We start from the raw sequence: 16385 nt of genomic DNA on the forward strand, positions 1-16385 counted from the left end.
TTACAATGAAAATTAGGTAAGACCAGCAGACCAAAAAAGAGAGTTTGACATAGAGGAGCTGGATCAAAGGAGGATTATTTATGAGTGAACATATAACATATGTGGCAAACGGAGGACAGACTTACCAGCCATGTCAGGATAATGTAAAGGTACCTTTTGCATCTTATGAGAAACCGGCCAAACCGAATCCATTACTGCCTGAGCTGGAGCTGAATCAGGATGCCATTGACAAAGGATATGTACTTCCGTCACAGAAACAGCATTTTCTTCCCGGGGTAACATCTGAGATGATGGACTGGTTCTGGGCAAATATGGAAAAAGGATATTATCTGTGGGCTCCGGGCTCTCACAAGAAATTTACATGGGTAAAGACACCGGTAGAGTACGGTATGGAAGCTTCCGTTCATATGATCTCCGAAGCATGTGAACCGGGTGCAGCTGTATTTGGTGGCGAAGGTGTTGAAATCCACAGACTTGCGTTGAAAGAGTTCTTCCCGTTCACCACATGTCTGAAACATGTGATCTGCGAAGGTGTATACAACGATCTCGGTGAACTGGTGGATTCTACGGTTCATATGTGGGAAGATGTAGAAGGTGGCTGTGTGCATATTACAGCAACCGTACAGAACTCCAAAGTATCTGCACCGCCGGCCTTTATCATTGATATCCTGAAAAAAGATCCGAATGCGAAGATCGTACCGAACTTTCTGACCGAACATGAGGATTTTGAAGCAAGTCAGTGGCCGGTATTTTTACCGAAATTATATGATTTATGGAAAAATCATCCGGATCCGTCACAGAATGTACAGTGCTGCCTGGAAGTAGAGAAAACTGCTGAGGGATGGCGTTACATCAAAGAAAATGGTCCGGTTGTATTATAGTTCGATCCGCGCAGTCTGAACGGAGTCTCTGTTTTTTCCATGTAACCTGTGGATATTTGCGGCAGTTAATGTTATAGTAAGCTGTATGAACAGAGAATGTCTGTAACATTCATATTCTTAAATGCAAAATGCAAAAACAGAGACAGGATTGAGATAACGTATGGATAAAAAGAAGAAAAGTGCCGGTTCCAGCTGCGAATACTGTATGAATTACGAATATGATGAGGATTATGAGTACTATGTCTGTACCCAGGATCTGGATCAGGACGAGATGTATCGGTTTATCACCGGGCAGTTCCGGGAATGTCCGTATTATCGTGCCGGAGATGAGTACAGTATTGTAAGAAAGCAGATGTAAACCAGAATCGTGTGCAGATTTGTACACAGAAAAAGAATGAAAAAGAAACGAAAAGTGCAGGAGAACGAGTGGCTCCTGCATTTTTTTGTCTGAGTGTACCGAAAATCACATAAAAATTAAAAATATGTGTAATTTCTTGCCTGAGATGAAATTGCCCGCGGATAAAATGTGAAAAATGTGTGAAAAGCACTACTGGATTCGCCATGTTTTGGACTTATGAGATGGTGTGAGGTTTGATAAAATGCAGATATCAAGGTTTGGATAAGGAGGACAAGGTAGTTATGAAGATGAAAAAATTACTGACCATTTTACTGGCAGCATCTATCGTAGCAGGAAGTGCACAGGTGCCGGGACTGACCATGCAGGTACAGGCCGCACAGGTGCAGACACAGGAAAGTGCCGGAAGTGCAACCGCTACTTATAACGGAAAAACATTCAACCGCGCATCTGCCGCATATCAGGATGGCGATGTAAGCTATGAGGGAATGCCATTGTACAACGGAAATGCAGAGGATCTGGATGATTATGTGAATCTGATCATGGACGAGATCGGAGTGGATGGCTGGATCAGTATTCTGGCAGGCAAATCTCCGGTTGGTACTTACGCCGATGAGAATGGAGAGAGCAAAACATACAATGTGCCGATTACAGTAAACCGTGCGGCAGATGTGGGTCTGGATGGAGAGACACAGTGGCCGAATCAGCTGGCACAGGCACAGACCTGGAATACAGATCTGCTGAAACAGGCCGGTTCGGTATATGGCGATGAGATGCGTTCTAAATATGCGACATCATCTATTGGAACCACAGCAGTGGGCGCACATGCGGCACAGATTGATGCCCGTATGAATCCGTTATCCGGACGTTACGATGAGGGATACGGTGAAGATGCATTTATGATCGGAGAGATGGCAGACGCCTGGGCCGGCGGTATGGTTGGCGATGAGTCTGACGTTTATATGAAATCCATTCCGCAGACAAAGCACTGGACCACGTACAACTCCGAGTTTTTCCGTCTGCAGGGCGGCAACAACGTAAGTACTCGTACATTCTATGAGTATTATGGAAAAGCGGCTGAGAAGCCATTTTCAGATGGAACGATCACCGGTTATATGTCTTCTTACGGAAACATGAACCGTGTACCGACGACATCCACATTTATCCATGATTTCGCACAGAAAATAAGCAAAGACGGTGTGACTACAGGTTGTGATTTTATGGCTGAGTATGGTTATATCGACGAGCAGTACCGACTGAATGCATCCGGATTTTCCAACGGATATGATAAGCTGTATTCTTCTTCCCTTCTGGATCGTACCGCATCCATGATTCTGGCTGGTCATATTCAGGGAGGAACCACCGGTATTGCAGATGCTGACATTGCACAGACGATCAAAACCGCGGTGGAGAATCATGTGGAAGGTTTGACAGAGGATGATGTATATAAAGTAGCACGTCCGACAATTGTAACCATGGCACGTTCCGGCGCACTGGATGAACGAGATGAAAACGGTCAGCCGCGTTACTATCCGTATACGGATATCAAGACAGATCATTCTTCCAAAACAAGCCAGGAGACAGAGCTTCAGATGGCTGAAGAGTCTGTGGTATTGCTGAAAAATGAAAATCATACGCTTCCGTTATCCAGTGATTCCAAAGCCGGTGTCTATGGTGTGATGGCAGAAACGATGCAGTACGGACAGTATTCTTCCGAACTGGATGTCAATGATGAGAAATATAATACTTATGTACAGGGCGCAGGCGATAATATAGTGGAGGCAGTACAGAGCCAGATTGGCAGCGATAATGTATCTTATTCCACCGGAAACCGCGTGGTTGCGTACAAGACAGCCGGTGGATATGTAACAGCCACCGAGGATGAGAACGGTGCACAGCTCACAGTTTCCAACCCGGAAGAGGGCACACAGGCAGCAGATCAGTCTAAGTATTTATTTGAGTATGCGGACTGGGGACAGGATGCATTCAGTCTGCTTTCTCTGGCAAATCAGAAATGGATCAATGCAGGTGTGAAAAACAATTCTCTGCCGGGCAATACCATGGGATTGTATGATGCGGCAGTTTCCAATAACGGATCTTACAGCATGAAAGCAAGTGCCGGAATGGCAACTGCAGTCAGCAACATGCCGACTTTCCTGTCAAAACGTGCAGCGGATGAGGATGGAAATTATTACCTGAAAATGGGTGATAAATACAATGATACTGATTTTTCTACCACTTGGGCACTCAGCGATAAATTAGGCTGGTATCTGCAGACAACAGAGGATGGAAAAGTAGAATTAAATGGTGATGCACAGCCGATTCAGGGACCGAACCTTCCGTTCCTTCTCGGAGGAAATCTGGCAACCGGTATCGCAGCATTTGAAAGTGCAGAAGATAAGACACCATATACTTTCAAAGAAGAAACGATAAAAGAGGCTGGTGCGGATTCCGAAGAACTGGCAGCAGATACGGATTATGCCATTGTAGTTATCGGACAGCCGTACAACGGTATTTCCGGTGAGGGTATTGACCGTAAATATCTGAGTCTCAGTGAGGATCAGATGGACATGGTATCTACCGTTGCAGCAAACTATGCGAAAGAGGGTAAAAAGACCATCGTTATCATCAATACCGAATATCCGGTGGAAGCAGAAGCGTTACAGAATGATGAAAATGTATCTGCCATCGTATTTAACGCATTCGGTGGACAGTATGATGCAACCGCACTTGTAAATGTCCTTTACGGGGAGGCAGCACCAACCGGACGTCTCGTAAGTACCTGGTATAAATCCAAGGATGCACTTCCGGCTATTGATAAATATGCACTTCCGGAGAATGCCATGGCAAACATCGGACCGGATCTGGTAGAAGGTCTGACATTGGATGACATTGACGATAATGTGACCGTAGATATGACAGAGACAGATATGGAGCAGACACATCTGACTTATATGTATGCAGATAATGAAGATGTGACTTATCCGTTTGGATACGGTCTGTCTTACTCAGAATTTACTTACTCCGGTATGAATGCAAAAGCAGATAAAGATGGAAATATCGATGTATCTGTAACTGTAAAAAATACAGGAAACGTAGATACTTCTGATGTTGTGGAAATCTATGCATCGAATCCGGATTCATCTTATGGTGATACAGCACCGCAGAAAAAACTGGTTGGTTTTGAAAAGGTTGCTCTGAAAGCAGGAGAATCTGCAAATGTAGACATTCATGTAGACGCTTCCGCACTGGAAGTATGGGATGTCAACGCAGGTGAGTATGTGGTAGAAGACGGTACTTACCAGCTGTATGCGGCACATTCTTCTGATCTGAAGGGTGAGAATGTACTGAGCAAAAAAGTAAAAGTATCCGGAAGTACACTCAGCAACGCTGATACTGCAGAAAAACTGAATGTATGGTCCTCTTCCTTTACAGCATCTGATGTAAAATATGTAGAGTATTCCAAAGGAAATACCGCAGAAGCCGCAGCAGCAGACAGCGATGAGATATTTGCAGTTATGGCAAAAAAAGCAGGTGCATACACAGCACTTCTGAACGTGGATCTGAATCAGGTAAAACAGGCTGTCCTGAATGTTGCTTCCACAGAGGCTCAGAATGGTATCGAGCTTCGTCTGGATGCTCCGGACGGAAAACTGATCGGTTCGGTAAACTACGGTGCAACAGAAGCTGTTACCAGTGCACGTACTTCGGAAAATGGCGTGGATGCCGGAACTTACACAGAGCTTGGTTATACAACAGCCTCTACTGATCTGAGCGGTGCATCAGGTGTTCATAACGTATATCTGGTATTTAAAAATGCAAATGCAAGAGTGGAAGGAATCCAGTTTGTAACATCAGGTGTGACGATTCCAGATGGACTTGCAAATGAGGCAGACGAAAATGGAAACTGGAACTATTATATCGATGGTAAAGTTGCCACAGATGCAACCGGCCTTGCTCCAAATGCTTATGGTTGGTGGTATGTAAAGAACGGAAAAGTTGATTTTACTTATACCGGACTTGCATCAAACGACCAGGGATGGTTCATGGTTGTAAACGGCATGGTGGACTTTGGCTATACCGGACTTGTAGCAAATGAGTATGGCTGGTGGATGGTACAGAACGGAAGTATCAACTTTGCTTACACCGGACTTGCAGCAAATGAGTATGGCTGGTGGTATCTCCAGAATGGAAGCATTAATTTCAGCTACAACGGACTTGCCGCTAATGAAAATGGATGGTTTATGGTACAGGGTGGAAAAGTTGACTTTAATTACACCGGACTTGTAGCAAATGAGTATGGCTGGTGGTATGTCCAGAATGGAAGTATCAACTTTAATTACACCGGACTGGCAGCGAATGAGTACGGCTGGTGGTATGTAAATGGTGGAAAAATCGATTTCGGTTATACAGGCCGTGCAGCAAATGAGTATGGCTGGTGGAATGTAGTAAACGGAAAAGTAGTATTCTGATCATAGAGCGTGACAGAACCGGGGGTTTTATTCCCCCGGTTTTTGTTGTACAATCGTGAAAAAGACGGAGATAACATGCAGGCAATTGCGCAGTAAAATAAAATGTGATAAAAGAAAACATGGGATAAGAAATAACATGTTGGGAGAATGAAAATGGTTCATTTTATGGTTAGGAAAGAAGGACGGCAGGAGCCGGAGTGGTCATCAGATTATAGCTTTCTGATACCGCTGTCCGGGACAGTGAAGCTTTTTTTGAAAAAGAAAATTCTGGAACTGAAGAAGGGGGATGTTGTAATGATTGAACCCTTTCAGTATTTCAGTTTGTCTGATGTTTCCGGGAGCTGTTTGCTCTGCGGGGTTGACCTGACAAAGCTGATGTCGGGGCAGGGAGCGGCGCCGGGAAGGCTGGAGTGCAATTCTGTCATGGAACTCCACAAAGAACGGTATCACGAAGTAATCTGCGATATCTTACATCTAGTGCAGGAGATACAGCAGGAAAATGTGTGTGCATATGTCCGTGAAATGAAATGGTCTTATCAGCTTCTGGAGCATCTGCTGCGTGACTTCCGGGTTGAGACAGAGATACCGGACACAGAGTTCCCGATGATGCAGAATGTGCTGTTTTACATTTCGCAGCATTATACGGAAGCGTTGACTCTGGCGGCATTGGCGGAACAGTTTTTTGTCAGCAGTTCGTATATTTCCAAAATGTTCCGGGAGAAGCTGGACACCAGTTTTCTGAAATATATCAATGAGATTCGCCTGTTGCATGCAGCGGGACAGCTGCGGGATGCCAGGAAAACCATTGACCAGATCGCAGAGGAGAGCGGTTTTAAAAATGCCAGATCTTTCAGCACCAAATTTCGGGAGTATTATCAGATTCTGCCTAGTGAATACCGCAGACAGCAGAAGACGGAAGCACCTGCACGGCTGCAGGCAGATGAGGAGCAGGAACTGGCAGCGTTTCTGCAGGAACTGGAAGCGGATCTTGCCGGGGCAGAACTGATCAGACATCCCGGGAAAAAACAGCTGATTACCGGAGTAGATTTGGATGAATTTGTCAGTCTGGATCAGCCCGGAGGGATTCTGACGATTCGGAAAGCCAGCTATCTGTTGCTTCATCCAGTGCGTAAGATGGTGCGGGAGCTTGCGGAAAAATTACATTTTACCGGTATTTATTTTCATGAACTGTTTCATGATGATATGGAAATTTATGTAAAAGAAAGGGATCGAAGACCGCATTATAGCTTTTACCGGATGGATCAGCTATTTGATTTTATTGCAGAGTGCGGTCTGATCCCATTTGTAGAACTGTCTTTTGTACCGTTTCTTATGGTGGAGAATGTAAATAAAGACGCACTGATGCGCAATTCTATCTCCGATATGCCGACGGATATGCAGCAATGGGATCGGCTGGTATACCATGTGGTGGAACATATGGTGGAACGGTATGGCCGCAGTCAGGTGTTGAAATGGAAATTTTGTGTGTGGAATTCGCCGGATAATCCGCGGATCAATTATTCTGCACTGCAGCGTGAAAATTATTATCGTCTGTATTTGTCTACCTGGAAGGTGATCAAAGCAATCGATGAGCGGTTTCAGGTTGGTACGTCGGCTTTAATGTCAGTAAATTTACTGTATCCGGAGTGGATGGACAGTTTTACATCCTTTTATCAGAAGCAGCATTGCGAACCGGATTTTGTCATGATGAATCTGTATACCGTGGATGATACGCCGCAAAGTATCCAGAGACGTCAGCCTGCCGGCATTATGCAGCAAAGGGATGCAGTGTATGATGTGATACGGAGGATTTTGAACAATAATGAGGATTGTGGATGGAAGGTGAGGACCTGGTATGTGGCGGAGTGGAATTACGATCTGGGCTGGAACAACGCCCTTCAGGATACCATGTTTTATCCGGCATATATTGTAAAAAGTATGGTTGATTGCTGGCAGACGGGGATTGCCTTTGGAGTGATGGATCCGCTGGAAAATGTTTCAGAGGATCAGATGATACAGGGGTCTTTTCAGGGAAAACGTGGGATCTTTACCTATGATTTTATTAAAAAACCTTCTTACTATGTGTATGAGATGCTGGCAAAAATGGGTTCCTATTTTATCAAAAAAGGGGAAAACTACCTGATCACGAAGTCAGAGGACGGGGAAATTCAGATTTTATTATATAATTATCTGCACCTGTCAGAAGCATATTGTCAGAGAAAGCTGGATCAGAATGAAATCATCCCGGGGATGTTGGAGCCAGAACATGATCTGACTTATGAAATTTGTCTGGAACATGCAAAAGAGCGGACGTATCTGAAAGCAACGAGTGTGCTGAATGAAAATAATGGAAATCCGTATGGATTTTGCAAAAATTATAGAAGAGCAGCGCGGATTTCATCTGCGGATATTGTTTATATCAACGAAAAGAATCAGCCGCTTCACACGACTGATTATGTGAATCGTCAGGAAGATGGAAGTATCTGTCTGTACGAACACCTCGAGCCATTTGAAGTCCGGCTGATCCGGTTAAGTGTTATGTAGGTGATAGGGGACTGATCGCAATTAAAAAGGCAGCTGTATATCGAACGTGTTGTTTCGGATACAGCTGTCTTTGTCTGTAAATTAAATCATATGCAGCACATGGATCAGAAGCAGCCATGCGAGTCCATAGTAAGTGATAACGGCAACCAGATCATTGACGGTTGTAATCAACGGACCGGAAGCAACTGCAGGATCAATTTTGATCTTGTGGAAAAACATTGGGATCAAAGTGCCGACCATACTGGAAATTACCATGGCTACCATCAGGGAAAATCCAACGCAGCCGGAAATCAAAAATGCATGTCCCATTGGATAATGTTTTAATACACAGATGTAAAGTCCGATAAATATGAAGGAAAGGATTCCAAGGAAAAGTCCGTTCAGGAATCCGACCTTCATTTCTTTCAAAACAAGGTTGAATTTCTGCTTTGCAGTCAGTGTCTCATCTACCAGAACGCGGATGGTAACAGCCAGAGACTGGGTACCAACGTTTCCTGCCATATCAAGGATCAGGGACTGGAAGCACATAACAATGGGCAGTACGGCAACAACTGTCTCAAATACACCGACCACAGAAGATACCGCCATGCCGAGAAACAGCAGAATGATCAGCCATGGCAGACGTTTTTTGATACTGGTGGATGTTTTTTCGTGCAGATCTTCTTCTGCGGTCAAACCAGCCAGCTTTGCGTAATCCTCACCAAGCTCATCGTCTACGGCTTCCACAATATCCTGGGCAGTCAGAATACCGATCAGTTTTCCGTTGTCAGTCAGAACCGGCAGAGAATCTTCGGCATAATCTTTGATGGTTTCGATGCAGTTATCAATTTTTTCATGATCTGTTACATACGGATAGGATGTACTGATGATGCCATTCAGTTCATCGGTTTCGCGGGCAATGATCAGATCTTTCAGATCGATGGCACCGTAAAATTTATCCGCATCATCTACCACGTAAACCGTGGAGATATTATCATTTTCACCAGCCTGTGTCACCAGTTCCCGCATGGCCTGGCGGATACTCAGATCTTTGCGGATGGCTACGAAGTTTGTAGTCATCATGCTTCCAATCTCGTCCTCGTCGTAGGAGAGGATCAGACGGATGTCGTGGCTGGAATCTGCATCCAGCAGTGTTACGATTTTCTCTTTTGCGGATGCTTCCATCTGTTCCAGAATATCTACCGCATCGTCAGAATCCATGAAGGATACGATCTTTGCAGCCTGGTTGATGCTGAGCTCAGACAGATACTGTGTCGGTGTTTCGAGATAGGAAAAAATCTCTGCAAGCCTTTCGGCACCGAGTACCGGGTACAGTTTTTTGCGCTGCTGTGGTGACAGCAGTTCCAGCGCATCCGCAATATCTCTCTCATGATAGTCATTCAGCCGATCCAGCAGGACTTCATTTTTTAACGGGCTCTGAATGATTTTCAGTAATTCTTCTGCATAGTTTGGTCTTTTTAATGTTTTTTTCATCTCATTTCCTCCTGACAGCCCTCAGGTACTTAGGTACATTTGTCATCTTTTAAAGGCAGAATGGTTATGCAATAGTGTACCTCTGAAAAAAGGGCATAAAAAATCACCGCTTACGAAATTCCGAAAGCTAATGTTACAGTTGCAGACTGTGCAGTATAGGAATTCTTAAAGTTCATTTACGAATTACAACGAATTACATATGAACTGATCGTATACGGTGGGAAAATGAATGAAATAAAAATATGGGAAATAATGAACAATTCTATTGAGCGAATGAATCCGTTAAATATATAAACAAACTGTTTTTTCGAATATTTTTATAACAATCTTATCTTCAATTGGAAATGAAAATGCAGGAATCAGTGAATCACATGGAACAGCTGCATATTCAGTTTCCATTGTCTGCCACCGCAGATCATACTTCGTCCTGTACTATCACAATTGTCCATGATCACACCTCCTGTTGAAAAGTTTTGAACTCTTTTGTAAAAGAGTTTTGGATTTGAATTATTGTAAATTTGAATTGTTTTCAGCTGTTTGCTTCAAAACCTTGGCTAGTTTAATACGAAAAAATAGATTCGTCAAGAAAAAAACGATAATTTACGAAAAATTTACAGAAAAATAAGGATCCTATATAATATGGTGATGCATTAGAATCCTTATTTGAGACTATGTTTTTCAATTATTGTATGAAAAAACGGGTTGTGTTATAGTAGTCTTAGTTTTTAAGATGTTTACATAATACACAGATTACTAAAATGGCAATGATGACTAATAAAATGTATAGCATATAATTCTCCTTTGTTTATGAATATGAAACCAATCAGATATATAAAAGAAAATTTTGGAAAAATACCATTTTGCAATGAAAAACCGGATACCGCGCCACATTTAGGAAAATTTTGTTTTCCTGTCTGCTGGCGTTGTTTTGCATTAATTACCAGTATTCTTATAACGTATCTGGTAGCACATGTTTGGTTGAACATGATATTTCCACTGTGGATATCATTTGTTATGATATGCCCGACTGTTATTGATGGAATTGCCCAATATATATTTGGTATCCTGAGCAACAATCGACGGCGATGTATTACTGGTATTATTAGCGGAATAGGGATTACAATGACAATCCTGCATATACCACAATACTTTTAATATATCTGTAACCATTAAAACAAGTAAATTATATCATTGATCCGATGATTTGTATAGGATGAAATGTGAATAATATTTTATGAATTATTATCATGTGCAGGATACGGAGATTATGGTACGTAGAAATGGGATGGAGAAGCGGATATTTCGCAGAGGAACAGCAGAAAGAGCAGGAGAATTTGCAGAGAAGTTTGGTAAAAGGGAATGGGGATATTGTTGTGGAATGCTGCATGATATCGGAAAATATTCTAAAGAATTTCAGAGGAAAATACAGGAGAATACAAATGAAAGGGTGGATCATGCTACTGCAGGAGACAGGACTTCCTGCTATTCGCTGGCATGATCTGAGAAGTATATATTGCACTCTGTTGTTAAAGAATAATTTCTCTCCTAAGGCAGTAGCCAAGTTGATGGGAGATGCAAGAGAGTTGATAACCATGGATGTATATGGAGATAATGGAAATATTATAGCTGAGGAGATTCCACCGGAATTGCTTTCTTATATGGAAGAAGTATTACCGGAAAAGAAGAAGGATAATATAGAAAATGTTTTGGATACGCTGATAAATGTAGAAGAATCTCATAGAACTAATGTTCGCTTTGCGTATACAAATCCATATTTCCATGATATAATAGCTCTTACATTTGAGTGTTAATTCGCCCACGTTAGTTTTACTACTTTTTATAAGTCTATAAAATGTCAGGTGGTGAACAGAATTCGTCAAGAGGCATATTTGGGCGAAATCGGAGAATGTGCTTCGACGAATTTCTGCCTGATAGACGAACTTTTTTGATATAAAAACTAGGAGGTGCTTTTGTGCAGGATTCACAACAAATCTTCAAACTTCATTCCGAATACCAACCCACAGGAGACCAGCCCCAGGCAATCGAAAAACTGGTCAAAGGCTTCAAGGAAGGCAATCAGTTCGAGACGTTGCTTGGAGTCACAGGTTCCGGTAAGACATTTACCATGGCAAATGTTATTCAGCAGCTGAACAAACCGACGCTGATCATTGCACACAATAAGACGTTGGCGGCGCAGCTTTACGGGGAGATGAAGGAATTTTTTCCACACAACGCAGTGGAATATTTTGTCTCCTAGCATGAGAAAGTCACAAAACAGGTGGTATTTTGTGGTATGTGTGTGGTTGAACATCCAGATGTTGTGGAATTGGTAGTGGTGAGAGCATAGGTGAAAAGCGGGTGGATGAAGAGGGTTTGTGACTTTTTGTCGCCTGCTTTTTGATTATATAATTTGAGAAAAGCGGTGTATAGTGGTTGAAGTGCTGGTATAATAGAAATAAAAAAGGAAAGAGATTGGAAGCAGAATACTATATGGATAAAAAGAAGATAAAAAGAATAGTTAAAAATTGTAACAAAGGAATTGATCAAGCAGAAAATGAAGTAAAGAAACTATCATCAAAAGAAATTATTGAATTAAAGGTAAAACTAAAGGGAAGGAGTGTTCATTTGGATAAGTGGATTCTTATACTCATTCCGTTTATATCTATGGCAATTGCAACGTTAGCAGTTATTATCAATGTGCCTGGTGTTGATAAAAGTTGGATTGGAATTTTGGCAGTTGTATTATTAGCTGCATCAATAATTTTTTTAATTATACATATAACAAATCAATTTGCAAAAGAGAAAGATTTGGTTACTTTGAGTTATTTAGAAGAATACGCCAATTTTAGTAAAGAGATAGAATCTTATGAGCAGATTGAAAAAAGACAGAAAGATGAACGAAAGCGGCTATTAGAGGCATGGAAAAAGAGAGCGGAATATGCTAATGAACAAGTTGATTCATTGGAAGGGAGTTTAGAAAATACGGCACATATTCAAAAATAAATAATTTGATGGAGGATAAAATGGTTAAAGTATTTGCGTGTGGAGTAAATGAATATAGAGGTACTATTAATTTGGACTTTTGTGTAAATGATTCTAGAGAATTTTGTAGTGCATTTCAAGAAAACATTATTATAAACCAAGAAGATATTACAATTGCAACAGATGACGGTGAAATTAGTAATACGGAATATTGTAAGAGATTAAAGGAATTCTGTGACGCATCTTCAGAGGAAGATATTTTGGTTGTATTTCATTCTGGACACGGCGGAGTAGACGAACATGACGATAGTTTTTTACTAATGACTAATAGTTTGAATGAGTCGACATATGTATATACAGATCAGATTATTAACTTTTTAAATTGTTCTAAAGCAAAATCAAAAGTAGTTATTTTAGATTGTTGTCATTCAGATGTAGGTGATAAATTCATTCCACCCATAGATGAAGAGGAAGTTGTTGAAAAATTTTATGGAAAGGGTATTACTGTATTCTGTGCGTGTAAAAAGTGGGAAGAGTCAACGACAGAAGATGGGAAAATAAGTGTTTTTACAAAATTTTTATGTGAATCTCTAAAAAGCGAATATTTAATTAGAGATAATGTAGTATATTTTAATGATTTACAAAATATGGTTTCAATTTATGCACAAAATTATAATCGAAAACATCCAGGAGAAGAACAAACACCGGTTATGAGAACAAGCATGATAGGGACATTAACTTTACCTGCACGGATTCTTAAGGAAAAGAGAAAAAAACAAAAATATTTTATTGAGACACGGGAAGTAGATATATTAGATATAGAAAATGATTGTAAAACAGGAAAAAATAAACAATATAGAAAATACTATAGCATAAAAGTTGTGATGAAAAAAAATATTACGGAAGAAACAATTGTGGAAGAAATTTCAAAAGTAGTAAAAACACTTAAAGGTGCTAATTTGCCATTGAGTTCTAAAAATCAGATTCTCCTAAAAAATCACCCAATTGAGATAGTGTATATATTATTTTATAGTGATTATATCGATTATAAAGCAAATATATACAAATACTTGGCGGTATGGACATTGTATGATGATTACAATTGGCATAAGAAAAATGTAATAAAAATCAATAAAGAAGGATATTATTCATGGGATTATAATTCGTTATATCAATATTTGAAAAAAATGAGGCTTCAATATATTTTTACAGATGATGAACTTATTTCTTTTTGGAAAAATCAAATAGCAATAGTTATAAGAAAAACTAGTCAGTTTGACAGAGAGTATCATTCTTATAAGATTGGAGATATGGATATTAATCAATTTTGTAAGCATTCTAATGAAATTTATAGCGAGTTGCAAGCAGTATATAATCAATGTGATGATGCATGTTTTCCTATGCCATATAGTAAATATGAAAAATTTCATGATAAAAGTTATGAGCTGGTTACAAATGCGAGAAGTCTTGTTTTTATAAGCGCTTCATATAAAAAGGAAAATAGTAATGAAAAAAATTTGAAAGATTGCATAGAATTGGAACTGAAAAATTATTACAAGACATTAAAAGAGTGGGAAGATATTATGCAAATTGAAAAGATTTAAGTTAGATGTTACATAGCCGATTGATTCAAATTATGAGTCAGTCGGCTTTTTTCATGCCTATTTTTATACATAGCCAGTTCCGTAAAAAGAATTGGCTATTAAATTTATCGAGGAAGGAGGAAACCATATGACCAAGTGTAAAGTAATCGCCCTTGCAAATCAGAAGGGAGGGACAGCCAAGACCACAACGACATTAAATCTGGGAATTGGTCTTGCACATCAGGGGCGAAAAGTATTATTGGTCGATGCTGATCCACAGGGAGACTTAACAACCGCATTGGGGTGGACTAATGCAGATAATCTTCCGATTACGTTGGATACACAGATGAAGAAAATATTACAAGATGAACCATTTGTGTATAATGAAGGCATTTTACACCATAAAGAAGGAGTTGACATTATTCCAACTAACATTGAATTATCGGGCATGGAAATCTCCCTGGTAAATGCAATGAGCAGAGAGCAGACACTAAAGCTGTATCTGGCAGATTTGAAAAAAGATTATGATTATATCCTGATTGATTGTATGCCTAGCTTGGGGATGTTGACTATCAATGCATTAGCTGCCGCAGACAGTGTAATTGTTCCAGTTCAGGCTCATTATCTTCCATTAAAGGGCATGACACAGTTAATGAAAACAATCGGTAAGGTACAGAGACAGCTAAATCCTAATCTGAAGATTGATGGAGTATTGCTGACACTTGCAGATATGAGAACAAAACTTGCAAGGACAACAGAGACTAGCCTTAGAGAGAATTATGGAAAGCATATTAGGATTTTCAAAACTGTTATTCCAGTGGCTATCACAGCAGCAGAAAGCAGTGCAGCAGGACAGAGCATTTATGAGTATGACAAGAATGGAACTGTTGCAAAGGCGTATGCAGAATTTACGAGGGAGGTGATTCAATGTGGCGAAAAGCAGAGAAATAAACATGAATCTTCCTTCAGTAGATGACCTTTTTACGACGCAGGAAGAAAGAGACCAGAAGAATCAGGAATATGTAAAAGATATTTCTATTTATGAAATTACAGATTTTCCGAATCATCCGTTTAAGGTAAAAATGGATGATAAGATGTTGGAAACTATCGAAAGCGTGCGTAATCATGGCGTATTAGTTCCAGCACTTGTCAGGGAAAAGCCAACAGGTGGGTATGAAATGATTTCCGGACACCGTAGAAAAATGGCGAGTGAACTGGCAGGATTTGAGAATATGCCTTGTATAGTAAGGAATCTTAGTGATGATGAAGCAGTCATTGTCATGGTTGACAGCAATCTTCAAAGAGAAGAAATCTTACCATCAGAAAAGGCATTTGCTTACAAAATGAAATTAGAAGCAATGAAAAGACAGGGACAAAGAACCGATTTAACTTCGTCGCCACTGGCGACAAAGTTGAAAGGGAAACGCTCTGATGAATTATTAGGTGAGCAGGTTGGAGAAAGTAAAGACCAAATCAGAAGATATATTCGATTAACCTATTTGATACCGGAAATCCTTGAAATGGTCGATGACAAAAAGATTTCTATGCGTCCGGCGGTAGAGCTGTCTTATTTGCCGAAAGAGGAACAGGAGGTATTGTACGACACCATGGAGTCGGAGGCTTGTACCCCAAGTCATGCACAGGCAATCAAAATCCGAAGATTCTCCGCAGAAGGCAGGTTGAATGAAGATGTTTTGCTGTCGATTATGTCAGAAGAAAAGCCAAATCAGGTAGAGCAGTGGAAAATCCCGAAGAACCGACTGAAAAAATACTTTCCATCGGGAACTTCACAGCAGAAAATGGAAGAAACCATTATCAAAGCACTGGAATTATACCGGAAAAGGGAGAAAAGCAGAGAACGATAGGCATTTTGACACCAAGGGAGAAGTCTATCCTTTTGGTTTGATGAGAAATCATCCTTTTTCTGCTTTCCCCTCCCCACACCCTACCCCTTTGGTTTACCAGCAGATTACCAGCCGAAAAGACAATAAGGAGCCGGGAACATCTTCTCTTTCGGCAGGTTAGAGATTCCCATACCCTGCATGACAGCAGGAAGTAAACAGCAGGCGTTCCAGACGGACGTCTTTTTTTATTG

General features: G+C 40.7%; 12 protein-coding genes and 1 pseudogene. 12 read left to right on the top strand and 1 reads right to left on the bottom strand.

Annotated features, from left to right (window positions below):
* Positions 1–80: 80 nt before the first annotated feature.
* From ACIRUQ_RS14845 to ACIRUQ_RS14860, 4 genes are all read left to right on the top strand, one after another.
* On the top strand, positions 81–881 hold the full coding sequence (locus ACIRUQ_RS14845) for a DAPG hydrolase family protein (protein ID WP_021740739.1): 801 nt from the start codon (positions 81–83) through the stop codon (positions 879–881).
* 160 nt (positions 882–1041) lie between these two features.
* On the top strand, positions 1042–1239 hold the full coding sequence (locus tag ACIRUQ_RS14850) for a DUF6472 family protein (protein ID WP_021740738.1): 198 nt from the start codon (positions 1042–1044) through the stop codon (positions 1237–1239).
* A gap of 281 nt (positions 1240–1520) precedes the next feature.
* The gene (locus ACIRUQ_RS14855) at positions 1521–5708 is read left to right on the top strand and encodes a glycoside hydrolase family 3 C-terminal domain-containing protein (RefSeq protein WP_055290372.1); all 4188 of its coding nucleotides are present in this window, start codon (positions 1521–1523) and stop codon (positions 5706–5708) included.
* Between the two features lie 165 nt (positions 5709–5873).
* Entirely contained in the window at positions 5874–8252 is a 2379-nt protein-coding gene (locus ACIRUQ_RS14860; protein WP_207642780.1) for a GH39 family glycosyl hydrolase, read from the top strand.
* A gap of 81 nt (positions 8253–8333) precedes the next feature.
* On the opposite strand, the gene mgtE is transcribed toward ACIRUQ_RS14860, so the two are convergent.
* The gene (gene mgtE / locus ACIRUQ_RS14865) at positions 8334–9725 is read right to left on the bottom strand and encodes a magnesium transporter (protein WP_055290370.1); all 1392 of its coding nucleotides are present in this window, start codon (positions 9723–9725) and stop codon (positions 8334–8336) included.
* Between the two features lie 813 nt (positions 9726–10538).
* Here mgtE and ACIRUQ_RS14870 point away from each other — a divergent pair.
* The 8 genes and pseudogenes from ACIRUQ_RS14870 to ACIRUQ_RS14905 all read left to right on the top strand — a co-directional run bounded on the left by ACIRUQ_RS14870 (position 10539) and on the right by ACIRUQ_RS14905 (position 16155).
* Positions 10539–10880: a DUF2085 domain-containing protein gene (locus ACIRUQ_RS14870; protein ID WP_167618730.1), complete on the top strand. Its 342-nt coding sequence runs from the start codon at positions 10539–10541 to the stop codon at positions 10878–10880.
* A 79-nt stretch (positions 10881–10959) separates the two neighbouring features.
* Positions 10960–11223, top strand: a complete 264-nt coding sequence (locus ACIRUQ_RS14875) for a CRISPR-associated endonuclease Cas3'' (RefSeq protein WP_021740733.1) — start codon at positions 10960–10962, stop codon at positions 11221–11223.
* A gap of 25 nt (positions 11224–11248) precedes the next feature.
* Positions 11249–11536, top strand: a complete 288-nt coding sequence (locus ACIRUQ_RS14880; RefSeq protein WP_242853610.1) for a hypothetical protein — start codon at positions 11249–11251, stop codon at positions 11534–11536.
* 179 nt (positions 11537–11715) lie between these two features.
* Positions 11716–11979: pseudogene (locus tag ACIRUQ_RS14885) on the top strand (DEAD/DEAH box helicase family protein); the annotation flags it as partial.
* Between the two features lie 236 nt (positions 11980–12215).
* Positions 12216–12728 carry a hypothetical protein gene (locus ACIRUQ_RS14890; protein WP_055181156.1) on the top strand — a complete coding sequence of 171 codons (513 nt, stop codon included), beginning with the start codon at positions 12216–12218 and terminating at the stop codon, positions 12726–12728.
* 20 nt (positions 12729–12748) lie between these two features.
* A complete protein-coding gene (locus tag ACIRUQ_RS14895) occupies positions 12749–14311 on the top strand; it encodes a caspase family protein (RefSeq protein WP_055181154.1) in 1563 nt (520 codons plus the stop codon).
* Positions 14312–14438: 127 nt separating this feature from the next.
* Entirely contained in the window at positions 14439–15266 is an 828-nt protein-coding gene (locus ACIRUQ_RS14900) for a ParA family protein (protein ID WP_055181152.1), read from the top strand.
* Positions 15244–16155, top strand: a complete 912-nt coding sequence (locus ACIRUQ_RS14905; RefSeq protein WP_242853609.1) for a ParB/RepB/Spo0J family partition protein — start codon at positions 15244–15246, stop codon at positions 16153–16155. Before ACIRUQ_RS14900 ends, ACIRUQ_RS14905 begins: the two co-directional genes overlap by 23 nt.
* Positions 16156–16385: the final 230 nt, after the last annotated feature.

This window comes from Eubacterium ramulus (assembly GCF_045002895.1).
GTDB classification, from domain to species: domain Bacteria; phylum Bacillota; class Clostridia; order Lachnospirales; family Lachnospiraceae; genus Eubacterium_I; species Eubacterium_I ramulus.

Excerpts from the sequence above, each read along its gene's own strand:
- ACIRUQ_RS14845 (WP_021740739.1), top strand. The coding sequence starts at position 81 with ATGAGTGAACATATAACATATGTGGCAAACGGAGGACAGACTTACCAG.
- ACIRUQ_RS14850 (WP_021740738.1), top strand. The coding sequence starts at position 1,042 with ATGGATAAAAAGAAGAAAAGTGCCGGTTCCAGCTGCGAATACTGTATG.
- ACIRUQ_RS14855 (WP_055290372.1), top strand. The coding sequence starts at position 1,521 with ATGAAGATGAAAAAATTACTGACCATTTTACTGGCAGCATCTATCGTA.
- ACIRUQ_RS14860 (WP_207642780.1), top strand. The coding sequence starts at position 5,874 with ATGGTTAGGAAAGAAGGACGGCAGGAGCCGGAGTGGTCATCAGATTAT.
- mgtE (WP_055290370.1), bottom strand. The coding sequence starts at position 9,725 with ATGAAAAAAACATTAAAAAGACCAAACTATGCAGAAGAATTACTGAAA.
- ACIRUQ_RS14870 (WP_167618730.1), top strand. The coding sequence starts at position 10,539 with ATGAAACCAATCAGATATATAAAAGAAAATTTTGGAAAAATACCATTT.
- ACIRUQ_RS14875 (WP_021740733.1), top strand. The coding sequence starts at position 10,960 with ATGAATTATTATCATGTGCAGGATACGGAGATTATGGTACGTAGAAAT.
- ACIRUQ_RS14890 (WP_055181156.1), top strand. The coding sequence starts at position 12,216 with ATGGATAAAAAGAAGATAAAAAGAATAGTTAAAAATTGTAACAAAGGA.
- ACIRUQ_RS14895 (WP_055181154.1), top strand. The coding sequence starts at position 12,749 with ATGGTTAAAGTATTTGCGTGTGGAGTAAATGAATATAGAGGTACTATT.
- ACIRUQ_RS14900 (WP_055181152.1), top strand. The coding sequence starts at position 14,439 with ATGACCAAGTGTAAAGTAATCGCCCTTGCAAATCAGAAGGGAGGGACA.
- ACIRUQ_RS14905 (WP_242853609.1), top strand. The coding sequence starts at position 15,244 with ATGAATCTTCCTTCAGTAGATGACCTTTTTACGACGCAGGAAGAAAGA.